At 57.6% G+C, this 20,159-nt stretch carries 21 protein-coding genes and 1 tRNA gene; 12 read left to right on the forward strand and 10 right to left on the reverse strand.

Annotated elements, in window-relative coordinates; translation table 11 throughout:
• The first annotated feature begins 5 nt into the window (after positions 1-5).
• From queA to C5748_RS21940, 4 genes are all read left to right on the forward strand, one after another.
• Entirely contained in the window at positions 6-1,082 is a 1,077-nt protein-coding gene (gene queA / locus C5748_RS21930) for a tRNA preQ1(34) S-adenosylmethionine ribosyltransferase-isomerase QueA (protein WP_105744350.1), read from the forward strand.
• Positions 1,079-2,212, forward strand: a complete 1,134-nt coding sequence (gene tgt / locus C5748_RS21935) for a tRNA guanosine(34) transglycosylase Tgt (RefSeq protein ID WP_105744443.1) — start codon at positions 1,079-1,081, stop codon at positions 2,210-2,212. The genes queA and tgt overlap by 4 nt, the downstream gene beginning before the upstream one ends.
• 152 nt (positions 2,213-2,364) lie before the next feature.
• Positions 2,365-2,481 (forward strand): LacI family DNA-binding transcriptional regulator, encoded by a 117-nt coding sequence (locus tag C5748_RS29355; RefSeq protein WP_146119583.1) that lies wholly within the window; start codon positions 2,365-2,367, stop codon positions 2,479-2,481.
• The gene (locus tag C5748_RS21940) at positions 2,478-2,657 is read left to right on the forward strand and encodes a substrate-binding domain-containing protein (RefSeq protein ID WP_342588377.1); all 180 of its coding nucleotides are present in this window, start codon (positions 2,478-2,480) and stop codon (positions 2,655-2,657) included. Before C5748_RS29355 ends, C5748_RS21940 begins: the two co-directional genes overlap by 4 nt.
• 29 nt (positions 2,658-2,686) lie before the next feature.
• Here the strand turns inward: C5748_RS21940 and C5748_RS21945 are convergent, their stop codons facing one another.
• On the reverse strand, positions 2,687-3,262 hold the full coding sequence (locus tag C5748_RS21945; protein WP_105744354.1) for a TetR/AcrR family transcriptional regulator: 576 nt from the start codon (positions 3,260-3,262) through the stop codon (positions 2,687-2,689).
• A gap of 157 nt (positions 3,263-3,419) precedes the next feature.
• Here C5748_RS21945 and C5748_RS21950 point away from each other — a divergent pair, with 157 nt between their 5' ends.
• From C5748_RS21950 to C5748_RS21970, 5 genes are all read left to right on the forward strand, one after another.
• Complete coding sequence (locus C5748_RS21950) at positions 3,420-4,604, forward strand: efflux RND transporter periplasmic adaptor subunit (RefSeq protein WP_105744356.1); 1,185 nt, start codon at positions 3,420-3,422, stop codon at positions 4,602-4,604.
• Positions 4,605-4,613: 9 nt separating this feature from the next.
• Positions 4,614-7,706 (forward strand): efflux RND transporter permease subunit, encoded by a 3,093-nt coding sequence (locus tag C5748_RS21955; RefSeq protein ID WP_105744358.1) that lies wholly within the window; start codon positions 4,614-4,616, stop codon positions 7,704-7,706.
• Positions 7,707-7,861: 155 nt separating this feature from the next.
• Positions 7,862-8,848, forward strand: coding sequence for an LLM class flavin-dependent oxidoreductase (locus C5748_RS21960; RefSeq protein ID WP_105744445.1), 987 nt, complete (start codon positions 7,862-7,864; stop codon positions 8,846-8,848).
• Between the two features lie 150 nt (positions 8,849-8,998).
• Positions 8,999-9,074, forward strand: a tRNA-Lys gene (locus C5748_RS21965).
• Between the two features lie 426 nt (positions 9,075-9,500).
• Complete coding sequence (locus C5748_RS21970; protein WP_105744359.1) at positions 9,501-10,598, forward strand: hypothetical protein; 1,098 nt, start codon at positions 9,501-9,503, stop codon at positions 10,596-10,598.
• Between the two features lie 129 nt (positions 10,599-10,727).
• On the opposite strand, the gene C5748_RS21975 is transcribed toward C5748_RS21970, so the two are convergent.
• Entirely contained in the window at positions 10,728-11,465 is a 738-nt protein-coding gene (locus tag C5748_RS21975) for a twin-arginine translocation signal domain-containing protein (protein WP_105744361.1), read from the reverse strand.
• A gap of 111 nt (positions 11,466-11,576) precedes the next feature.
• Here C5748_RS21975 and C5748_RS21980 point away from each other — a divergent pair, with 111 nt between their 5' ends.
• The 3 genes from C5748_RS21980 to C5748_RS21990 are packed head-to-tail and all read left to right on the forward strand — an operon-like array spanning position 11,577 to position 12,856.
• Positions 11,577-11,816, forward strand: coding sequence for a helix-turn-helix domain-containing protein (locus C5748_RS21980; RefSeq protein WP_105744447.1), 240 nt, complete (start codon positions 11,577-11,579; stop codon positions 11,814-11,816).
• A 47-nt stretch (positions 11,817-11,863) separates the two neighbouring features.
• A complete protein-coding gene (locus C5748_RS21985) occupies positions 11,864-12,115 on the forward strand; it encodes a hypothetical protein (protein WP_146119584.1) in 252 nt (83 codons plus the stop codon).
• A 21-nt stretch (positions 12,116-12,136) separates the two neighbouring features.
• A complete protein-coding gene (locus C5748_RS21990; RefSeq protein WP_105744364.1) occupies positions 12,137-12,856 on the forward strand; it encodes a DUF2971 domain-containing protein in 720 nt (239 codons plus the stop codon).
• A gap of 92 nt (positions 12,857-12,948) precedes the next feature.
• Here C5748_RS21990 and C5748_RS21995 read toward each other — a convergent pair whose 3' ends face one another.
• The 8 genes from C5748_RS21995 to C5748_RS22030 form a co-directional block, all read right to left on the reverse strand.
• Entirely contained in the window at positions 12,949-13,368 is a 420-nt protein-coding gene (locus C5748_RS21995; protein ID WP_105744366.1) for a hypothetical protein, read from the reverse strand.
• Positions 13,355-14,023 carry a DUF3102 domain-containing protein gene (locus C5748_RS22000; RefSeq protein ID WP_105744449.1) on the reverse strand — a complete coding sequence of 223 codons (669 nt, stop codon included), beginning with the start codon at positions 14,021-14,023 and terminating at the stop codon, positions 13,355-13,357. The genes C5748_RS21995 and C5748_RS22000 overlap by 14 nt, the downstream gene beginning before the upstream one ends.
• Before the next feature lie 17 nt (positions 14,024-14,040).
• A complete protein-coding gene (locus C5748_RS22005; protein WP_105744368.1) occupies positions 14,041-16,296 on the reverse strand; it encodes a tape measure protein in 2,256 nt (751 codons plus the stop codon).
• Positions 16,297-16,472: 176 nt separating this feature from the next.
• A complete protein-coding gene (locus C5748_RS22010; RefSeq protein WP_146119585.1) occupies positions 16,473-17,243 on the reverse strand; it encodes a hypothetical protein in 771 nt (256 codons plus the stop codon).
• Positions 17,240-17,455: a hypothetical protein gene (locus tag C5748_RS22015; protein ID WP_146119586.1), complete on the reverse strand. Its 216-nt coding sequence runs from the start codon at positions 17,453-17,455 to the stop codon at positions 17,240-17,242. The genes C5748_RS22010 and C5748_RS22015 overlap by 4 nt, the downstream gene beginning before the upstream one ends.
• A gap of 29 nt (positions 17,456-17,484) precedes the next feature.
• The gene (locus C5748_RS22020) at positions 17,485-17,904 is read right to left on the reverse strand and encodes an HK97-gp10 family putative phage morphogenesis protein (RefSeq protein WP_245581916.1); all 420 of its coding nucleotides are present in this window, start codon (positions 17,902-17,904) and stop codon (positions 17,485-17,487) included.
• On the reverse strand, positions 17,904-18,728 hold the full coding sequence (locus C5748_RS22025; protein WP_105744372.1) for a phage minor head protein: 825 nt from the start codon (positions 18,726-18,728) through the stop codon (positions 17,904-17,906). Before C5748_RS22025 ends, C5748_RS22020 begins: the two co-directional genes overlap by 1 nt.
• 13 nt (positions 18,729-18,741) lie before the next feature.
• Positions 18,742-20,145, reverse strand: a complete 1,404-nt coding sequence (locus tag C5748_RS22030; RefSeq protein ID WP_245581917.1) for a hypothetical protein — start codon at positions 20,143-20,145, stop codon at positions 18,742-18,744.
• Positions 20,146-20,159: the final 14 nt, after the last annotated feature.

The raw sequence follows: 20,159 nt of genomic DNA on the forward strand, positions 1-20,159 counted from the left end.
AATCCATGCGCGTTGACCTTTTCGATTTCGAACTGCCGGAAGAGTTGATCGCGCTTCGGCCGGTAGAGCCGCGCGACCATGCGCGGCTTCTGGTCGTCCGGCCCGGTTCGCCATTCCAGGACCGGCGCGTCGATGCTCTGCCCGACATGCTCAGGCCGGGTGATGCGCTTGTTTTCAACGACACGAAGGTCATCCCGGCGCAGCTCGAGGGTATCCGCGAGCGTGAAGGGGTGGCCGCGCATATCAGCGCCACCTTGCATATGCGTGTGGGGCCGGACCGCTGGAAGGCGTTTCTGCGGCCCGGAAAGCGGGTCAGGCAGGGGGAGCGCATCCGTTTCGGCCATGAAGGTTCGAGCTGTTTCCTGGGCACGCTCGACGCCACCGTGACGGAGAAGGAAGATGCCGGCGAAGCGCTGTTGGTCTTCGATCTCAGTGGACCAGCGCTCGATGAGGCGATCGCCGCGGTGGGGCATATTCCGCTGCCGCCCTATATCGCCTCAAAGCGGCCCGAGGACCAGCGCGACAGGACCGATTACCAGACCGTCTATGCCCGTGAGGAGGGCGCGGTGGCCGCGCCGACGGCGGGCCTGCATTTTACGCCTTCGCTTCTCGAAAAGCTCAAGCAGCAGGGCGTAGAGGAGCATTTCGTCACGCTGCATGTCGGCGCCGGGACGTTCCTGCCTGTGAAGGCCGACGATACGAGCGAGCACAAGATGCATGCGGAGATCGGCCACGTTTCCGAAGCGACGGCGGACGCGCTCAATCGCGTGCGGGCAAGCGGCGGACGTATCGTCTGCGTTGGGACGACCTCGCTGCGTCTCCTGGAGAGTGCTGCTGGCGAGGACGGCTTGATCCGGCCCTGGTCCGGTGCCACCGACATCTTCATTACGCCCGGCTACCGCTTCCGCGCCGTCGATATGCTGATGACCAATTTCCATCTTCCACGCTCGACGCTGTTCATGCTCGTCTCGGCCTTCAGCGGCATGGATACCATGCGGCAGGCCTATGAACATGCGATCGCCAAGCACTATCGCTTCTATTCCTATGGCGACGCAAGCCTGCTATGGCGTGCGCCATCATGAGCAGCAAAACCTTCCAATTCAAAGTTTTGGCGACCGACGGCGCGGCAAGGCGTGGTGAAATCACCATGCCCCGCGGCACGGTCCGCACACCGGCCTTCATGCCGGTCGGTACCGGCGGCACCGTCAAGGCCATGTATATGGACCAGGTGCGCGATCTCGGATCCGACATCATCCTTGGCAACACCTATCATCTGATGCTGCGGCCGGGTGCCGAGCGCGTGGCGCGGCTTGGCGGGTTGCATGATTTCGCTCGCTGGCCCGGCCCGATCCTCACCGATTCCGGCGGTTTTCAGGTCATGTCGCTGGCGCAATTGCGCAAGCTCGACGAAAACGGCGTGACGTTCCGCTCGCATATCGACGGGCGCTCCTATGAGATGAGCCCCGAGCGTTCCATCGAAATCCAGGGACTTCTCGATTCCGATATCCAGATGCAGCTCGACGAATGCGTGGCCCTGCCGGCGCAGGAGCGCGAAATGGAGCGGGCGATGGAGCTTTCGCTGCGCTGGGCGGAGCGAGGCAAAGCCGCCTTCGGCGATCAGCCGGGGAAGGCGATGTTCGGCATCGTGCAGGGTGGCGACAATGCGCGGTTGCGCGAGCGTTCGGCGCAAGCGCTGAAGGCGATGGAGCTCAAGGGCTATTCGATCGGCGGCCTGGCGGTGGGCGAGCCGCAGAATATCATGCTGGACATGCTGGAAGTGGTCTGCCCGATCCTGCCCGCTGAAAAGCCGCGCTATCTCATGGGTGTCGGCACACCCGACGATATATTGAAATCGGTTGCACGCGGTATCGACATGTTCGATTGCGTCATGCCGACGCGCGCCGGCCGTCACGGCCTTGCCTTTACCCGTCACGGCAAGATCAATCTGCGCAATGCCCGTCACGCCGAGGATCCGCGGCCGCTGGACGAGGAATCGAACTGTCCCGCCGCGCGCGATTACAGCCGTGCCTATCTGCATCATCTGGTGAAATCAGGCGAATTCCTGGGCGCCATGCTGCTCACCTGGAACAATCTCGCTTATTATCAGAGCCTGATGCAGGGATGCCGCGACGCTATCGAGGCTGAAAAATTCGTGGATTTCTCCGGCGTAACCCAGGAACGGTGGGCGAGGGGCGATCTCCCCACGCTTTGATCCACCCTCGATTTTTCTCCTGAGTTTCTCCGTTGTTTCGATGCTCTGAAGTTCGACTTTCGCTCCGCGAGTACGGTTATCCGGGCCGTCATTGCAATCGATTACATCTGGGCTACAATCGATTTCACAATGACGTCGGATGCTTGGGTGACATGACCGAAAGGGCCAAGATCAAGGACATCGCTAAACGGGCGGGCGTTTCGATCGCCACCTGGGGTACGCAGTTCCCGACGATGTATCGATCGTCGGCTTCGATGACATTTTCCTGAGTGAATCCTTTTATCCGCCGCTCACCACGGTCAGTCAGCCGCGCGGTGAAATCGGTCGCAAGGCGATGGAGATGCTCCTCGCGTTCTTGGCCGGCAATGACGACGCGCAGTCATCGGTGGAACTGCCGACCTTTCTGAAGATCAGGGCTTCCACCGGACTTGCGCTGGAGAAATAGAACGGCTGTCCGATCACCGAAACCGGATCTTATTGATGTTCGGATATTTCCATGACGTCGTCTGTGTTCCGCAACAGGGCCGACAGACGCTGCATGATAACGCCGCGCTCGGCGTCGGTCAGGATATCGCAGTCGAGAAGCTGCATGCTGCGCATGCCCTCGATCGCCAGGAAGGTGACGAGGGCGGAGGCATGATCCGCAGATTTTGCCTGCATTCGGTCGAGCAATTGTCTGTTGTAACGGCGAATCGGGCTGATGAATTCGGGATTTTCGGCAATCGCCGCGAGAACACCGGATGGCGGGGGATCTTTGTGGAGGCTCTCGTTACGGAAAACTTCCAGGAAAGCCTCAGCGATGCCGTTGGGCGCGTCTTTTCGGCCTTCTTCCTCCGCACGAAGCGCCTTGTCATGTTCCTTCAGGTGCTCCTCGACGACCGCCTCGAGAAGCTTGGCCTTGGTGGGAAAACGATACAGCAATCCGCCTTTCGAAAGACCGGCGCGGGCGGCAACGGCGTCGAGCGAGAGATGCGCGGGGCCTATTTCCTTCGCAAGTTCGGTAGCAGCCAGCAGAATTCTTTCACGCGACGACAGTTTTTTTCCGTGCATCTAAGGCTTTCATGGCTGGAGCGGAGTTGACAATACCGTCCGGACGGTACAGTAATTCGCGTGTGGTATTCAAGTCAAAACGATGCTCTCGCCATGACGCTGATCGGCGCGGCAGGCATTTCGTCTAAATTACATGCCCTGCTGGAGCTCCTAACCGATGATCAAGCGTCTCGTCCTTGCCATTATCTTTATCGCGCTTGTTTGCGGCGGTCTGGTCGGATACAACCTGTTCCGCGATAGGGCAATCAAAGAATACTTCGCCAATATGCAGCAGCCGGCCCTGACGGTTTCCACCGTCACCGTGGATCCGTCGAAATGGACGCCGAATATCGAGGCGATCGGCTCGGCGAACGCCTCCGAAGGCGTGGATCTGACTGTCGAGGTGGCCGGCATCATCAAGAAAATTGGTTTCACGGCCAATCAGCGTGTCAAGCAGGGCGATGTCCTGGTCCAACTCGACGACAGCATCGAGAAGGCGGATCTGGCCGCAGCGCAGGCGGACGCCACGCTGAACGAGGCAAATTACAAGCGCGCCCAGACCTTGCGCACGCAAGGAGTGGGTGCGATATCCAATGTCGATACCACGAGGGCTGCCATGGAATCGGCCCAGGCGCAGGTGGCGAAGCTGCAGGCGACTCTGGATCAAAAGCGTCTGGTCGCGCCTTTTTCCGGGACGATCGGTATTCCACAGATCGACATCGGACAGTATCTGACGCCGGGCAATGTCGTTGCGACGCTGCAGAACCTCGATACGATGCGGGTGGATTTCACCGTTCCCGAACAGTCGCTTTCCCGGTTGAAGATCGGTCAGCCCGTTCAGGTCGGTTTTACAGACGACAAGTTTGAATTCAAAGGAAAGATCACTGGCATCGATCCGAAGATCGACCCCGCAACCCGACTGGTTTCTGTGCGTGCGCAAGTGCAGAACCCGGAGGGCAAGCTCAATCCGGGGCAATTCGTCCAGGTCCGCATCGAGTTGCCGGTGGAAGACAACATCGTTGCCTTGCCGCAGACGACCGTCGTGACAAGCCTTTATGGTGACTATGTCTTCGTCGTGCGCCCGGGAAAACCGAAGCCGGAAAATACGCCCGCAGCAACGTCTTCCACGGCGGCGAACGCCGAGGCGGATGAGAAGCCGGCTGATGAAAAGCAGGCGGAGCCGCTTTTCGTCGATCAGGTTTTCGTCAAGCTCGGTCGTCGCTCGCGCAGCTTGGTTGAAGTCACGAGTGGCCTTTCGGATGGGGATGTCGTCGTGACGGCGGGGCAGAACCGCCTCACCCAGGGCGCACGTGTCGTCATCGACAATACGGTCAACCCAGCCGACACTGCGAACCAACAATAGGCCGGTATCATGAGCTTTTCCGACATATTCATTCGCCGTCCGGTCCTTTCCATCGTCGTTGCCCTGATGATCCTGCTTTTGGGCGCGCAGGGCATCTTCAATCTTTCCGTTCGTGAATATCCGGAAGTTGAAGAGACGGTCATCACCATCTCCACCACCTATGCAGGCGCGAATGCCGACCTCATCCAGGGGTTCATCAGCGCACCCATCGCGCAGGCCGTGGCGACGACGGAGAACATCGACTATGTGACGTCCTCCAGCCGGCCTTCCTCCAGCACCGTCACAGTGCAGATGAAGCTCGGCGCCGATCCCGATGCCGCTCTGACCGAGGTCATTGCCAAGGTCAACCAGGTGCGCGGCAATCTGCCGGAGGAAGCCGACGATCCGGTGATCCTCAAGGGGACGGGACAGAGCTTCGCCACCATGTATCTGGCGGCGCAGAATCCCAATATGACGAATGAGCAGATCACCGAATATCTGGAACGGGTGATCAAGCCACGCTTGTCGACGGTCCAGGGTGTCGCCGAAGCGCAGATCCTCGGCGGCCAGGTCTATTCCATGCGTGTCTGGCTCGAGCCGTTGCAGCTCGCCGCACGCAACATTACCGCATCGGAGGTTCTGGCCGCCATCAATGCCTCGAACTTCCTTTCGGCGCCCGGCAAGACGAAGAACGAATACGTGACCACGTCGATCATGCTGCGATCGACGCTGCAAACGCCCGAAGCCTTCGGGGCGATGACGATCAAGTCCAATGGTGACGATGTCGTGCGCCTGCGTGACGTGGCGCGTGTCGAGCTTGCCGCCGAAAGCACCGACACCATCGTCAGGTTCAACGGGACAGCCGGGACGTTCCTTGGTATCTCGCCTACACCAGCCGCAAACCCCATCGATATGGCGACAGAAGTCAACAAGGAGATGCCCTCGATCCAGGCGACGCTGCCCGAAGGCATGTCGCTCGTCGTGGTCTATGATTCGACCGAGCAGATCAGCTCTTCGATCGACGAGGTTTTCACGACCATCGGCGAAGCCGTGGCGATCGTCGTCATCGTCATCATCCTGTTTCTTGGCTCGTTCCGTTCGGTTATCATTCCGATCGTGACGATTCCGATCTCGCTGATCGGCGTCTGTTTCTTCCTTTATATGCTCGGCTATTCCATCAATCTTCTATCGCTGCTGGCGATGGTGCTGGCCATCGGTCTCGTCGTCGACGACGCCATCGTGGTCCTGGAGAACATTCACCGACACATAGAAGAAGGCCTGAAGCCGATGGATGCGGCTTTCAAGGGCATGCGAGAAATCACCGGCCCGATCATCGCCATGACGATCACACTTGCCGCTGTCTTCGCGCCTCTGGGCTTCACCGGCGGCTTGACGGGTTCGCTTTTCCGGGAATTCGCCTTCACGCTTGCCGGCGCGGTCATCATTTCGGGTGTTGCGGCTCTTACCATCTCGCCGATGATGTGCGCTCACATGCTTTCGCAGAGCGGAAGTACGCGTTTCCAGCAGTTCATCGACCGCAGTTTCGCGCGCTTCGAAGGATGGTATGGACGGCTCGTTTCCGGCTCTTTGAACTATCGTCCGATTACGCTTCTCATCGTGGCGTCGCTCATTGGCGTTACCACGTTCATGTTTTTCAATACATCCACCGAATTGGCGCCGGAGGAAGATTCAGGCGCACTGTTCTCGCAGTTCGTCGGTCCGCAATATGCCACCTCGGCCTATATGAAGCTCTACGCTGATCAGATGGATGTTCTGACAAAGGACATTCCGGAGCTGAAGGCGCGGTTCAACATCGTCGGCATGGATGGCGGAACCAATTCCGGTATCGCTCTATGGGCGTTCAAGGACTGGTCGCAGCGCGAGCGTTCGCAGAAGGACCTGCAGGTGGATCTGACCCAGCGTCTCACCAAACTCGCGGGCGTCCAGGCATTCATCTTCTCGCCGCCTTCACTGCCCGGAGCCGGCGGCGGATTGCCGATCTCCGTCATCATTCAGTCTACGGGACCTGCTGATCAGGTCTTCGAGGTCGCCGAGAAGATCAAGAACGAGGCGCAGGCTTCCGGCCAGTTCATCATCGTGCAGAACTCGCTCTCGTTCAATGCGCCGCAGACCACGGTCACGATCGATCGCGACCGTGCGGCAACGCTGGGCGTCCATGTCAGCGATATCGGCACCACGCTCGGCCTTTTGACCGGCGGGGCCTCGGTCGCCAAGTTCGACCGGGATTCCAACAGCTACGACATCATCACGCAGGTGCCGGACCTATATCGCGCCAATCCCGAGCGTCTGGGCGAATTCTACGTGCGCAGTGCTTCTGGCAAGATGCTGCCCCTGTCTTCCGTCATCACGGTTGCCGAAAATGCGGCGCCGGCCGCGATCGAACAGTTCAACCAGTTGAACTCGGCCACGATTTCGGCCTTGCCGCTGCCCGGCGTGACAACCGGACAGGGCTTGCAGACCGTCGTCGATGTGGCGCGATCGAACATGCCCGAGGGCTATTTCCTCGATTATTCCGGTCAGTCGCGGCTCGAGGTGGAGCAGGGCAATACGATCCTGATCGCCTTCAGCCTGGCCGTCATCGTCATCTATCTGGTGCTGGCCGCCCAGTTCGAAAGCTTCCGTGATCCGTTCATCATCATGATGACCGTACCGCTTTCGATCTTCGGTGCCATCGTACCGCTCAACCTCGGCCTTGGTACGCTCAATATCTATACCCAGGTCGGATTGATCACGCTCGTCGGGCTGATCACCAAGCACGGTATTCTCATGGTCGAGTTCGCCAACCAGCAGCGCGAGCTGCATGGCCTCTCGCGCCGCGAGGCGATCGTCATTGCGGCGCAGACCCGTCTTCGCCCGATCCTGATGACGACGGCCGCCATGGCGCTTGGCGTCGTGCCCTTGATCATCGCTACGGGTGCAGGTGCTGCGGCGCGTTATTCGATCGGTCTGGTGATCTTTACCGGCATCGTCGTCGGAACCACATTCACCCTCTTCGTCGTGCCGATGTTCTATACCTACATCTCCAAGAAGGAAGGGTTGGCGGAAGCTGCCGAACAGGAGACGCCGCCGGACGGCCAGGCGGTGACCCCAGCTCACCACTGAGGGTCATCACTGAAACTTGCATTTACTGCAAAGGGTGACGCCAGCTATCTCTGATAGCTGGCGTTTTCGTTTCCATCATCGGAACGAAACGGAATCAATTCCCTGGCTGCACGATGGGAACCTTTCATCGTGCAGCCCGCACCCATATGAGCATCATGATACCACTTTCCGTTCTTGACCTTTCTCCCGTTCCCGAAGGCAGCGATGCCGCGCAATCCCTGCGCAACTCGCTCGATCTTGCCCGCCATGCCGAACGTCTCGGCTATCGTCGCATCTGGTTTGCCGAGCATCACAACATGCCGGGTATCGCCAGCGCCGCCACGGCAGTTGTGATCGGCCATGTCGCGGCCGGTACGTCGACCATCCGTGTCGGGGCAGGCGGCATCATGTTGCCCAACCACGCGCCTCTGGTGGTCGCCGAGCAGTTCGGTACGCTTGCGGCACTTTTCCCCGGCCGTATCGATCTTGGCCTTGGGCGCGCGCCCGGCACCGATCAGTTGACCGCCCGTGCCTTGCGCCGCAATCTGAACAGCGATGCAAACGCATTCCCGCAGGACGTCGTCGAACTGATGGACTATTTCCAGCCGGCAGAGCCCGATCAGCGGGTGCGCGCCGTGCCGGGAGCAGGCCTCGACGTGCCCGTCTGGATCCTGGGGTCGAGCCTGTTCGGCGCACAGCTCGCGGCGGCGCTCGGGCTACCCTATGCGTTCGCCTCGCATTTCGCGCCCGCCGAACTGGAGCATGCCATCGAGATCTACCGCGCCCGGTTCGAGCCGTCGGAGTATCTGGATAAACCCTATGTGATGTTGGGCGTGAACGTGTTTGCCGCGCAAACCGACGATGAGGCGAATCTGCTTTTCAGCTCGCTGCAACAGGCCTTCGTCAATTTGCGCACCGGCAAGCCCGGGCTGTTGCCGCCGCCCGCCAAGGACTATGAGGAGGGGTTGGATCCAACGGCGCGTGCGCTTCTCCAGCATGCGCTTTCCTGTTCGATCGTCGGTTCGCCGCAGACGGTGAAGGAAGGCATCGACGCTTTCATAGCCCGCACAGACGCGGATGAGCTGATGGTGACGGCGCAGATATTCGACCATGCCGCCCGCATACGCTCATTCGAGATATTGGCCGAGGTTACAGGTCTATAGATCAGCCAATCCAGCGAAGGCCCATCGCGGTTAACCGGATCGAGTGGGAAAAGCGCTTTCAATGGGTGAAACACGGCAGAATGCTGTTGACCCACGCTGCCGGCGCACTTATGTTCCGCCGCACTTCCAGGGACGAACCGTTCCCTTCGGGAGCGCGTAGCTCAGCCGGTAGAGCAACTGACTTTTAATCAGTAGGTCCAGGGTTCGAATCCCTGCGCGCTCACCAACAAAATCAACCACTTAAAAAGTGATGTAACTAGGGAGTTTACCATCCGGGTAACGTGCGGGGTAACAATGCTGCCGCCATTGCCGTAATTTCTGGCTGATTCCTGCGGATGTTCGATTCGTCGCATTGGAGCGTCCATTACTCAGCGGCCGAGCATGGGCGCGCGGGTAACGTGCAAATTCCCCTCCCTACGTGGCTAAACCCTACTGACTTTAGTTGTGACCGACCCGCCGGCCGCCAAGTTGACTCTTTGCGCTTTTGAGGGGGGTGGCAAATACCGTTATTGCACTGAAATTAAAGAGGAATACCCTCGTCGCCCTTTAGGGATGGGTTGCAACTGATCTTTGTGAATCCATCGCCCCCCCAGTCTTGCCTGATAGAACAGATAACTCTAAGTTGTCCTATGGGGTGGAGGGCTTTGGTACTTTGACAGAAGAAAGTTTAGCGTGGGAGTTTGAAGGGAATTCGGATCGGCTATTAATTCATTTCGGTGTTGATGACCATTTCATAAAGCTCGATACCTTCATTAAAACGGCGGACAGCGCCCACCGTATCATCAAAGCGTTGGATGGCACCTTTTTCCGAGGCTCATTAGAATATGAACTCATTGTCCTTCCACCTGAGCCCGGCACGTTCCTCACCAAGCTGGCCGTCAAAGTCGGCAGTGGGGCGGCGCTTGTCTTTGCTTTCGCCAACACTCCAATTGGTAGCGCCTACATAGAAGCTCTGACCGGTCAGCCGCCGACCTACTGGGGTACGCAAGCCGGAGAGATATCCCGCAATGTCATCGAAGGCCCCAATGATTCTGGTAAGGGGTCAGATGAAGACGAAAACAAACCAGGGGACCAAACGCTGTCCATGAGCAAAGACTATGACGCCGCTTGCCGTGCTAGCGCCCGCATCGTCAGCTCGATGGCACGCGGGATCCTGGAAAAGGAAACCGATCAACTTGCGAGGATCGGAATGGAGGTAGGCGCACTTCCCGACGCGATGGATGCGAGAGCCGATTTCTATTTAGCCTGCATCGAGAATCCGGACGTCAAGAATATTGGCTTCACATCAGAGAACGAATTTCCAATCCCGAGAAGCTCATTTCCCGGACGGGCGTTACGTGCCGAAAGAAAGGATGCGGAAGATGATCCTCTACCTTGGCAGGTCTCGACCGAAAGCATTTATGTGACCTCTCCAAACTGGGATCAAAATGATCAAAAATCTCGGCAGTGGAAGGGCAAGGATCAAATTAGGCGGGATTGCTATTTTGTTATAGAGGACGCCGAATTCTGGACGCTGGTAAAGCGAAAGGACCTCCACGTGGACGTCCTCGATAATCTGAAAGTCCAGTGGGCTTTTCAGATCATTGAAGGACGTCCCAAAAACAGGCGCGTGCTACGCGTACTTGAATTCAATGGGGAAAAGTTGGCGGAGCCACTTACATCAGACGCTATTCGCACGATGATCGGACAGTTCATGGAACTGGGCACTCCGCGCGATGATGGCCCGTCTCTTTTCGAATGGCAGCCGTAACGGGCTTCGTCATCACGAATTCCCGATCGCCGCGGAGCGCGGGTTGCATCCCGTCACCCAAGATCGGAACGATACGGAGTTCTGGCAATTGGATGGCGTCGACGGTGACAATCAGTGCGAAAAAGTCGGTCATGACTGCACCTCGGATCCAAACACAGCGATGACATCGGTCGGCAACCGGCGCGCACAGCCGATAGCGTATGACGAATAGATGCCACTGCATTGTCCGAGAGCATCGAAGGCGCGTGCTTTGATTACAATACCGGTCAATGAATGAGGCACAAGCTCGGCAGCGGCGTCCGCCAGGCCACGAAGCCGTTCTGCCGCCATCTCGCGGCGCAGACGAGCGCTTTCGATCCCTGCAGCTTCTTTCGCGGCCTGTATGCCCTTTTCGTAGGTCGCGGATATTTCATATAGCCTCTTCATCTTGCGATCATATAGTCTTGTTTTTCCGAACTCAGGGCCATGGAACTTCTCGATCAGTGCGGCGCTATAGGTGCGCCTCGGAACATATTTGCTGCTGCCCCGGCAAACCTCTTTCCCCTCACAGTCGGTTTCATACCTGGCAAGGCCGCTTCCCGCGTCACCCTCATGGATTAGCTCGGCAGGAAGAACCGGGGCAATAGCATCGAAATGAGCCCGTGCTTCCTCAAGCTTCTGATCGGCCGTGCGGAATTCCTCAACCGCTCCCGCCAACTGGTCGCCGATGCGGAGCAAGTCGGGGTTCTCTTGCTGAATAGCGTCGGCAATGACCGGCGCCGAGACAACTGCCAGCGCTGCGCCGGCAGCGGCAGAGTTGCGGAGGAATAAGCGGCGGGTAAGCGTGGGCAAGCCTTCGGCGGCTCCCCGAACGGTGGCGTTCGGCATTGTGCATCTCCTCAATATAACGATTAACGTTAACTACAACGTAAATCGTTATACATGGACATGTCAAACGATTTTCGTTATGCATGACGAAAATAGTTGCAGGAGACGAACTTGATAACCCCATCGCAGTGTCGCGCCGGACGTGCGCTTGTAAACCTATCCCAAGAAGAACTGGCCAAATCTGCCCGGGTCGGCGTGTCCACGGTGAGAAATTTCGAAGCTGGTAGGTCTGTGCCAGTCGCGAACAACCTTGACGCGATCGTTTGGGCGCTCGGCGCTGCTGGCGTCATCTTTATGGATGAAGGCGAAATGTTCGACGGCGGCCCTGGCGTGAGGATGAAGAAGGATTGACGACAGTCGCCGGTTGAGTGATGTTCCCCTCAACAAGGGGGCTACTTATGAAATTCCTTATTTCCGTCCTGGGTGGGCTGCAGATGCTCGGAGGCATCGCCGTACTGATCACTGCAGCTTCCTCCATCCATGAGATTCTGGGGGCAGTCTCATTTGGTCTCGGCGCTATCTGTTTAGCGCTCGGCACCGCCATTGACCGACTGGAAAAACTACTGCCGAAAACTATAGAGGATACCGCCATCCCTTCGGGCACCCTTGAGCTGACGGGCACGACCTCGCGAGGCTGGTCGCAACAGTAGGGGACTGGCTCGATCAGAACAATGCCGATCATCAAGATCGCATTGGGGACAGTACGGGAGTTGGCGTTGGCAAAAGTAAAGGCATATTCGACCCCGATGCGCCTATATCGATATAGGCCCTTGGGCGACAAAACCGATCGGGAAATAGACGCAATTTTGAAAAAGTTCATTTACTGCCCGAAATTCAGCGACATGAATGATCCCATGGAGGGAATGCACCGGGAGTCGCTCAACTACATTATTAAGGGGCGGTCACGAAATGAACGAGAAGATATCCAGCAGGCGAAGAACAAACTAGGGATCGCCTCTCTTTCCGAAGTTTATGATCACGAGCCAATGTGGGCGCATTACGCGAGTAATTTTAGGGGAATGTGCGTTGCGTATACCACTTCAAAGCTCCTAAAGGCCTTCCCGTCTCATTTCGACTTTGTTCGAATGTCATACAACGAAGATCCACCGGTACTTTTAGCTGACCGGAAAACTATAATCGACAAAGCGAAACTAACCCTCTCATCGAAATCCGTGAGATGGATGTCAGAACGAGAGTGGCGGCTAATCACCCCTGGTTATGGTGCTGCCCATTACGACGACATCAAATGCGTTTTCCGAATCTACCTCGGGTCACGCGTGGAGGCAAAAATAGAAAAGAAGGTACGGCAGGAAATGGCGGCGCTAAATATCCCGGTTCTTAAAATGCGAATAGACATGTATAAAATTGGGTTTTCGCGCACTGGAGATTAGCAGCAATCCCGGATTGCTCGCGCGCGAAATGCCGTGACCAGGGGCAGGCAGCCGAAAGGGCAAGTAGTGCGGCCTGCATCTCCCCAAGACGCTCATGCCGCGATCTGAGCGCCTTGTGAATTCATCCGTTTCTCAAGTTCAACCATGATCAAAACCCGCAGTGTAGTCCTCACCGGCCACGGCCTGAGCGCAACAGCGGCTTCTCGCATGGTTCCCAGCGGCATATCGTCAAATGTCGCCATGAAGTCGCCGGCGCGGCATTCCGACCAGTCAGGCCGCTGCAGCACAATGTCTGAAACGGCCCCGATGGTTTCGGACCAAAGCTCAGTGGCATTGCCCCGGCTCTGCTTTATGGTTTTAAGCACGAAAACGAGATGCCCGTCGCCGTGTTGGGCCCGTAGCGCTTTCATTGCACCGCGCGCATGTGTCTGGCAGCGTTCCCGCTTCCGATAGACCGGAATGCATCGAATGCCGAGTTGGTCGAGCAGCACATCAAGACTACCCTTGCTCATGGCGCATCTCCTCCCACTTGGCGATCCTCATGCAGTGTATAACCATGCTGGAGCTTAGCCCGGACTTATCGCGCACCCATGGCCCCCAGTGCCCCCATGGGAGAGAGGCTTTCACCTCCAGTAACTTCCGGCCGATAGCGATTTTCTCCTCGATCTTGCGATGCCGGCTGCTGCGACGTGATTTCCGCCCTTTCTCTTCCTCGCTGATGGCCGCCCGACTGGTCTTAGCCCAGGTCGCCATTTTGCACGTCAGCGGTTCCCCCCGGAGCTTCCTAAGGTGAAGGTAGAGCATTCCTGCCAGCGCGCTGGATTGCTTGACGAAGCCGCTCATCTCGGAGGCGATCATGGTATACGGCCCAAGCGGAAGCTGGTCGAAGAGCTCGAGCACCGCGGATGGATTGTCTTCCAAAACATCGGAGCACGCGTACAGCACGTCAGAAATGGCCGACAGGCTAACTTCGTCAATCAGGGCTTGATTGCCCTTTCCTTCGGCCAGGACGCACATAACGAGGCGCGCATGCTCTATGCCACGTTTTTCGATGATCCTGCTGATCGTCGCGACGGCTCTCGTCTGTCCCGGCGCTGGATAGCGGTTCGCCGGGATAATCTCGATTTCAAACTCTGCACAGAGGGATTGTGAGCGGAGATGGATCATTTCGCAAGGTTCCCTCTTCATCTAGGTTTCGGGGCTGGAAAAAAGCCGCGGGTGGCCGCTTGCTGCATGTCGCGCTGTAGCCTCATTGCGCCCGTCCTGTCGTAGCCCTTGATGCCCTTCTGAACTTCCGTCTGGGAAACGCTTTTAATGATGGGGGCAATATTGCCATTTGCATCTTTATCCCAACCGAGCGTTACGTGAACTCCCGTCGCTCCATTCGACGCACCTTGCGAAGGGGAAACTGCAGGCATTCCCGGAAAGCTAAAATTGCCAATGTCCGGCATTCCAACCGCGCCGCCCGACGCATATCCGCCAAGGCCGCGCCGCATCGCTTCCACGACGCCGACACCGCCAAGGCGCCGAATATCCGCTTGAGAGAAAACGACTTCACCCTTATGCACGACACCGGCGGGATCGTTCTTGCCGCCGGCTCCTGTATATCCGCCCGAAGCGAAAGTTGAGGAACGAAGGCCTGCCCACGGGTCGATCGCGCCACTACCGCCGTTGCCGCCGCCGATGAAGGCACCAAAAATTTGACTGAACCAGTTATTGCTTCCGGATGCGCCGAATATGTTGGTGGCGCTGATTTCTATGATCTTACTCAGGACCTTCCCCAAAGCATTCCGCAGCGCATCAGCGGCCGATGTTCCTGACGCAAGATCATTTGCAAACCCGCTGAAAACGTCCTTTCCAAGTCCGCGCATGTCCTCCATGCGCTCTCTTAAGTCGTCTTGGGTCTCTGCGAGTTTTGCCGACTCGGCTGTCGCGATGGCATACTGTTCGGAGAGCGCGCTGATCTCCGCCACTAGTTGCGGTGTGATAGCGACACCAGCTCTTTCTGCTTCCGACAGCAGTTCCCGGTTCATACGCGCCTTTTCGGCTGCCAGACCGTAATCGTTCACAAGAGGATTTAATTGCCGCTGCGCTTCAGTCTCGGCTACCAAAGCCGCTGTTCGATCAGCGACATCGTTTAGGCTGCTGTCGAATTTCTCCTCAGGCGTTTTGCGTGTTCGCCCATTTTTTGAGTTCGACGGATCAGTCGGATAATCGGCAATTGAAACCGTCTTGCTGCCTGAAGCGAACGCCTGATTTATTCTATCTGCGATCTCGTCTCCGGTTTTTTTGACAGCCTCACCGGTCGCACGATCACTCTTGCCAGCGGATCCGAGGACATCACGGAGCCGTTCGTTGACGCTCTCCTGCCTGGGAGGGGGAGCAACAGGGTTTCCCATCGCGGCGTTGAACATACCGCGCTGAATGGTTGATATGGCGCTCGGCAGGTTTTTAACGCCTCCTATCTTATCGATAAGTTCGCCGATGGGGTTCAATATCTCGTAGAGCTTTCCAGCCAAATGGCTAAGATCGGAGTCGGCAAAATCTCGCACGACGTTGCCGAGACTTTCGATGATTCCTGCCAATGCGTTGAGGGTTTCACTAGCTTGACCGCTCGCTCCCGTCACAACATCTATCTTTCCTGCAGTATCGATCATGACATTCTGGAGCCGGACAAAGCCTTGGCTTACCGTTAGTTCGGATCCAGCTACCTTATCCTCGAGCATCGAAGATCCGATCTCGAAAGCTTTGAAAAACGCCTGGCTTGAGACTTTGCCATCAATTACCAACTTCCGCAGGGATGCGACGGAGCCGCCGGCTTCCTTTAGTCCGCCGGCGACCGCCTGAAGGATCGGTAGCGCACCCTCTTGGACACTGTTGAATTCTTCTGCGCGGACGGTGCCGGCACCCAGCAGTTGCGACAGCTGCAGCAACGCGCCGCTAGCTTCAGATGCCGATTGCCCTGAGACGCGAAGAGCCAATGCCACGCGATCAGTGAATTTAAGCATGTCCTCTGTCGAGGCACCAAGTTCCTTTTGAACGAGCGAGGCGCGACCATAGAGAGTCACTAGGGCTTCAAGCGGAGCGGCGTTGTTCTGGGCTGATCGAAAAAGAGACGTGTAAACTTTAGTTAGTTCGTCGCCTTCCAACCCGGCCACTTTCAATGCGTTTGTTATGCGCGTGCTCGCATCGATCAACTGCTGTGCCCCAGCCAAAGCCAAAGCGCTGGCGAAGGCGCTTCCCATCACGCGGCCTAACGCTGTCGATTGAGCTGCAACACTTTTGAATGACGCATTTATTCGAGATTCCGCTAAGCCAGCGCTTTTTGCCATAGTTGCGGTTCGCTTGGAAAAATCAGTCTGCGCGCGCGCGATTGCCGCCATCTGCTGATCTACCTTGGCTTGCAATTCGATAACAACACGGTCTGCGGTCAATGCCATAATCGTTCGTCCTCTTTGGTGCAAAAATTGAATGCCGGCCGCGCCGCGACAGGATAGTGCGGCCGCCGGCTGTCGGAGGTTATTTCGGACACTCGCCGACTTGTCCGCCCAGCCGGATACCAAGGCCGGGACGCTGAGGAGAACCGAGTGGAAAACCTCAGCATGTGTTCGTCCTCCTACGCCGCGGATTCGACGGCAAGGAGTGCAGGGATTGGCAGAGTGCTCCGGTAGTAGGCTACCCCTTCTGAGGCATCGACTAGAGCCACTTCCCGAAGCTGCGCGGTCCTAAGATCAGCGCTCAATGTCTGCTGCTTTTGCACCTTCTCGGCCGCGGTCATCTCGCCTTCAATTTCAGGGCCTATGAGTTCTTCGGCGCGAGCTTCCCATGTCTTTTCATCGATCAACATCCAGACGAGAAAGCCTGGTGAGGTTACATTGAGGCTTGTCATTTGCCGCCCATCCGGAGATAGGCGAGGCTTGCTTTGATCGCGTAAGGCCATGATCTGGCTCATTACCGCGGCCTTTCGCTCTGCCCGAGTGACGGGAACATAGGGAAGCGCGGACAACTCTGCCTCGATGCGGTCAACCTCGGCCTGCGCTTCAGTGAGCGCCTGCCGAGAGTATGTCACCTTCGGCAATTTGACCGACCGAAAGCGATAAGACCTGTATTGCGCCTTCCACTCCCGCAACCGGTGGAAAATGTTTCCTACGGCACCATGACGGGCAAGAAGGTCGTCGCCCATAGTGGTTGGCGAACTACCCTCAGACAGGCGCCTGCGGTATGCAGCCAACCGCGCATCGACATCATGGTACGCAACGCTTAGGCGATCATAACGAGCTTCGGCCGCTGGCGGGAGAAATGACGAAGCGCGCTCTTGTTTTGCCAGTTCTTCGTCAGATCCTTCATCCCAAATCTTCATGCCGCTCGGCAGTGCTGAACTACTCATGCCGCAGACCCCCCGTTGAGCCGATCAAGCCACCGCTCACGTGCTGCATCTTCGCGCGCCTTAGCGGCGTCCGAAGCGTCCTTCATCGACTTTGCAGCGGTTTCACGGCCCGGATCGGACTTGCCGTCGATAAACAACAGGCTCTTGCGCACGCGACCGCCATCCTTAAGGATGCCGTTCTCGTCAACGTCCTCGTCATCGACTGATTTCACTATGAATTCTCGTTTCAAAGTTCTCTCCTTCATGCTTTCCTGATTGCGATTTTGACGGCGGCTGCGACCTTTTTCGCCACCTTCGCCCGGTTTTTCTCGGCTGCAGTGCGCATGAACGGCCGCTCCGCCATCTTTGACGTGCCGTATTCCAGATAAGCAGCGTACGGAGCCACAGGACCGCCCGCGGTCACATGCACCGTCGGCGGGTTTTGCGCTTCCACGGTTGTTTCAATGCTTCGGATCAGATCGCCCGTATCCATGTTGGGAGGCTCGCCAGGCCGCGAAGGAACATGTCGACCAAATTGGGATGCACCGGATGAGATGCTTATCTCCGCGTCCAACTCAATCTCTTGGCCAGCGTCATAGAGCGCGGCAGTCACCTGCTTTGCGATATTGCGCATGTTGCGCAGGCGCCGGGTATATTTTCCTACTCCAGTAACTTTCACCATCAATCGAGATCCAATATGCCTTTGGCCTTGCAGCCACAGAATGGAGCAAAGCCGGGAGGATCGGTTCGACCGACATCGCTGGACCAATCAAAGACCTTGCCATTTCTGGCCTTGTGTTCTTGCCGGAAGTGCACCTTTCCTGAATGACGCCATTCGAACTTCTTCATGCCAACCTGAAGCTGTCTCTGGCGATCGAGAGAGGCCGAAAGCTTCTGCGTTTGATCACTGGCGATCCTTAGGGACCGGTCGCGTGCCATGCCGGTTGCCTCGGCGATTTCCTTCGCCATCTCTCGAGCCGGCGTCCGGTTCTGAAGTCCACGGAATACGATATCGCTGATGCGCCCACGGGCCTGATCACTCACATTGCGGATCAGCGCCATGTTGCGGGCAACGATGTCTTCAATGGTCTCCTGGACGTCACCGGGCTGCAACTGCGTGGAGAGATCTACATTCGAAGAATAGAGTAGCGATGAAACGAACCGCCGAAGATGCCAAAGCTGCAGGCGTTCGGCCCACGCCACGAATAGGCCTCGAATTGACAGAACCGACCGAACCGCATCACGGTCGATGGTCGCAATCTCAATCTCGAGATCGTCTACACCGTCGCGAGTGATACCGTCGGTTGCCCTTTGCTTGGCCAGAGCACGCTGATAGGCAGGAAATATTTGATCCTTGGCGCCAACCGCCCAAATCCGAACGACGCGCATGTATAGCCGAGCCAAATCGTCTTGCTGCGCTTTTGAAGGCTCGATCTTTGCCACTTCGATGCGCGGGCGCTTGACGCCTTGCGCCTTGGCGAGGCGAGCTAGGTCAATACTGGCCATTCCTCCGTTTCTCCTATGCATAGGCGCGCTTCATGTCTTCGAAGGTATAACTGCTGCTTCTCCCGGTGGCGCCGACCAGGGCACCCGCTACGGCATTGGCAACGTCATCATGCGCGTTGGGGGCATGATCGATCGTGTCGCGGCCACTGCGCCCGGTTCGGCGTTCCAGCCCCACGAACTGGTCAACCGTCACATCGTCATCGAGGAGCGTGACACTTCCTGAATTGAACGCGGGCACCACGGCACCGTAGATTTCCGACTTGTTCATCTCGGAAACCTCATAGGTGACCCCGTATTGGCGGAAGCGTTCGCGCGGCCATTCGCCGGCGTATCGATCACCTGTCACCGTTTTCAGGCCATAGCTCTTTAGAACCTTCGAGAAGCTGGCCACTGTCGCGTCAGGGCTGAATGGCGGCTTCTGCTCGAGGGTCACGTCGAGGACTGCCATTCCGCCTTCCCGGTGGGCGACGGCCAAGGTCATGCTGTCATTGGATCCGCCGGACGGATCAACGAAAGCGAAATAGGCGTTGCCTTTAGTGGGACCGCGCTCGCTGACGCCGATCTGCACCGCGCCTTCCACCACTTCGCGAGACAGCAACATCTCGACATCCGTGCGGAACGCGCCACCATATTCAGCCGCAGCCACAGCGGGGTTACGGGCGTAAGCCTTCCTAACCACTTTTTCAGGCAGGCCAGGATTGAACACGCGTGACGCGGCCATGGTGACGAGGATCGAAGGATCCCCGGTCGGGCCATAGTTCTGACGATAGGTCCGGTAGAGTTCTCCGCGCCGCGCATAGGGCGAACTGATGACGATCAACATGCCGCCCGTGGTGGCAAGGGATGGCAACAGCGCTTCGATGATTTCACTGTCCGGATTGCGGCTGCCCTCGACATGCCAAAACGCAACCTCGTCGGCTATCGCGCTGATTGACGTGATGCCGCGGATCGTGCGGAAGTTCGCCGGCTTGATCTGAATATCAACGTTGGTGGAAAGCTTGATCGTGTCGGCGGTAGGCTCGCCCTCGATCATCTCGCATAGCGTCGGCGAATGCTGCAGGACACCTGCAATGTGCTGAAAGGCGCGGTCAGCCTGGGATGTGCTGGCAGCCAAGACAGGCAACACCCCACGCTCACCCGGTGCAAGAACGTCCGACCAGTCGCACAAGGTCGAGATGTATGCCCCCAGCGTGCCCGCTGCGCGCGTCTTGCCACCACGCCGACCGACGATGCTCCAGAACTCATCAACGCGCTCTGACGGACTGTCCTGCCGCCCTGCGACCTGCGCGAACAGTTCACGCTCCTCGGGATTCAAAGGCTCGCCCATGGAAGCGATGAGAAGCGTACGCCAAAGCGCCCACGTGTCACCAGGCAGCGCCTTCCCAAGCAAGAGAGGATCACTCAGCGCCTCACGCATGGACACCAGAGGGT

This window comes from Phyllobacterium phragmitis (genome assembly GCF_002980495.1).
Lineage (GTDB): Bacteria > Pseudomonadota > Alphaproteobacteria > Rhizobiales > Rhizobiaceae > Paramesorhizobium > Paramesorhizobium phragmitis.

Coding starts and splice junctions, on each gene's coding strand:
- C5748_RS21950 (WP_105744356.1), top strand. CDS start 3,420: ATGATCAAGCGTCTCGTCCTTGCCATTATCTTTATCGCGCTTGTTTGC.
- tgt (WP_105744443.1), top strand. CDS start 1,079: ATGAGCAGCAAAACCTTCCAATTCAAAGTTTTGGCGACCGACGGCGCG.
- C5748_RS22000 (WP_105744449.1), bottom strand. CDS start 14,023: ATGATCCATCTCCGCTCACAATCCCTCTGTGCAGAGTTTGAAATCGAG.
- C5748_RS21975 (WP_105744361.1), bottom strand. CDS start 11,465: ATGCCGAACGCCACCGTTCGGGGAGCCGCCGAAGGCTTGCCCACGCTT.
- C5748_RS21955 (WP_105744358.1), top strand. CDS start 4,614: ATGAGCTTTTCCGACATATTCATTCGCCGTCCGGTCCTTTCCATCGTC.
- C5748_RS22005 (WP_105744368.1), bottom strand. CDS start 16,296: ATGGCATTGACCGCAGACCGTGTTGTTATCGAATTGCAAGCCAAGGTA.
- C5748_RS22010 (WP_146119585.1), bottom strand. CDS start 17,243: ATGAGTAGTTCAGCACTGCCGAGCGGCATGAAGATTTGGGATGAAGGA.
- C5748_RS21995 (WP_105744366.1), bottom strand. CDS start 13,368: ATGAGCAAGGGTAGTCTTGATGTGCTGCTCGACCAACTCGGCATTCGA.
- queA (WP_105744350.1), top strand. CDS start 6: ATGCGCGTTGACCTTTTCGATTTCGAACTGCCGGAAGAGTTGATCGCG.
- C5748_RS21990 (WP_105744364.1), top strand. CDS start 12,137: ATGCCGATCATCAAGATCGCATTGGGGACAGTACGGGAGTTGGCGTTG.
- C5748_RS21945 (WP_105744354.1), bottom strand. CDS start 3,262: ATGCACGGAAAAAAACTGTCGTCGCGTGAAAGAATTCTGCTGGCTGCT.
- C5748_RS29355 (WP_146119583.1), top strand. CDS start 2,365: ATGACCGAAAGGGCCAAGATCAAGGACATCGCTAAACGGGCGGGCGTT.
- C5748_RS22020 (WP_245581916.1), bottom strand. CDS start 17,904: ATGGTGAAAGTTACTGGAGTAGGAAAATATACCCGGCGCCTGCGCAAC.
- C5748_RS22025 (WP_105744372.1), bottom strand. CDS start 18,728: ATGGCCAGTATTGACCTAGCTCGCCTCGCCAAGGCGCAAGGCGTCAAG.
- C5748_RS21960 (WP_105744445.1), top strand. CDS start 7,862: ATGATACCACTTTCCGTTCTTGACCTTTCTCCCGTTCCCGAAGGCAGC.
- C5748_RS22030 (WP_245581917.1), bottom strand. CDS start 20,145: ATGCGTGAGGCGCTGAGTGATCCTCTCTTGCTTGGGAAGGCGCTGCCT.
- C5748_RS21985 (WP_146119584.1), top strand. CDS start 11,864: ATGAAATTCCTTATTTCCGTCCTGGGTGGGCTGCAGATGCTCGGAGGC.